Source organism: Microbispora sp. KK1-11, from assembly GCF_006874435.1.
GTDB lineage: Bacteria > Actinomycetota > Actinomycetes > Streptosporangiales > Streptosporangiaceae > Microbispora > Microbispora catharanthi.
In genome coordinates this window covers 1-1,542 of sequence record NZ_VIRJ01000087.1, presented here as the reverse complement: position 1 = coordinate 1,542, position 1,542 = coordinate 1, and the positions used below count along the sequence as shown (strand labels likewise).

The 1,542-nt window shown below is 66.4% G+C and carries 1 protein-coding gene; it reads left to right on the top strand.

The annotated features are described in order from the left end of the window. On the top strand, positions 1 to 1,542 hold a 1,542-nt coding region (locus FLW16_RS42810), incomplete at its 5' end, for a glycoside hydrolase 43 family protein (protein WP_142566704.1).

Below are 1,542 nucleotides of genomic sequence, written 5' to 3'. Positions count from 1 at the left end.
AGTCCGTCGGCGAGTCCGTCGAACGGGCCGTGGCCGCCGTCGTCGACGTATTCCAACCCGGTGTTGTGGGAGGACCTGGCCGACATCGATGTCTTCCGGGTGGACGACACCTACTACTACTCGGCCTCCACGATGCACTACTCGCCCGGCGCGCCGATCCTGCGCTCCTATGACCTGGTCAACTGGGAGTACGCCGGCCACTCGGTGCCCAAGCTGGACTTCGGCTCCAAATACGACCTGAACGGCGGGCGGGGCTACGTCAACGGAATCTGGGCCTCGTTCCTGAACTACCGCAAGAGCAACAAAACCTTCTACTGGGGCGGCTGCATCGACTTCAGCAAGACCTACATCTACACCGCCACCTCCGCCGAAGGCCCCTGGAACCGGCACACCACGATCAACAAGTGCTACTACGACGCCGGGCTGCTCATCGACGACAACGACACCATGTACGTCGCCTACGGCAACACCAACATCAGCGTCGCCCAGCTGTCGGCCGACGGCACAACCGAAGTCCGCAGCCAGCAGGTGTTCACCACCCCCTCCAGCGTCGGCACCCTGGAAGGGTCACGGATGTACAAGCGCAACGGCGCCTACTACATCTTCCTGACCCGCCCCGCCAACGGGCAGTACGTACTGAAGTCCACCAACGGCCCCTTCGGCCCGTATGAGATGCGCCAGGTCCTGCTCAACATGAGCGGCCCGGTCTCCGGCGGCGGAGTGCCCCACCAGGGCGGACTGGTCCAGACCCAAAACGGCGCCTGGTACTACATGGCCTTCCAGGACGCCTACCCCGGCGGCCGCATCCCCGTCCTGGCCCCCATCACCTGGACCTCCGACGGCTGGCCCACCGTACAGACCGCGGGCGGCGCCTGGGGCGGCTCCTACCCCTACCCCAACGTCCCCCGCCCGCCCCGCCAGGTCAAACCCCCCACCGGCACCGACACCTTCACCGGCACCCAGCTGGGCCCCGAATGGGAATGGAACCACAACCCCGACACCACCAAATACAGCCTCGGCACCGGGCTGCGCCTGCAGACCGCCACAGTGACCAATGACCTGTATTCGGCCCGCAACACCCTCACCCACCGCATCCTGGGCCCGTCCTCGACCGCGACGATCCAGCTCGACTACTCGGCCATGCGCGACGGCGACCGGACCGGACTGGCCATGCTGCGCGACTCCTCAGCCTGGATCGGCATCCGGCGCGACAACGGCCAGACCCGCCTGGTCGCGACCAACAACCTGACCATGAACAGCAGCTGGCAGACCACCTCCACCGGCACCGAGGTCGCCTCCACCCCCGTGTCCGGCGGACGGATCTGGCTACGGGTCAACGCCGACATCCGCCCGGGCACCGGCCGGCAGGCGAAGTTCTCCTACAGCACCGACGGAGTCAACTTCACCGCCTTCGGGCCCGCCTTCACCATGGGCAACGCCTGGCAGTTCTTCATGGGCTACCGCTTCGCCATCTTCAACTACGCCACCCAATCCCTGGGCGGCGCGGTCACCGTCAACCGCTTCGACCTCACCACCCCCTGA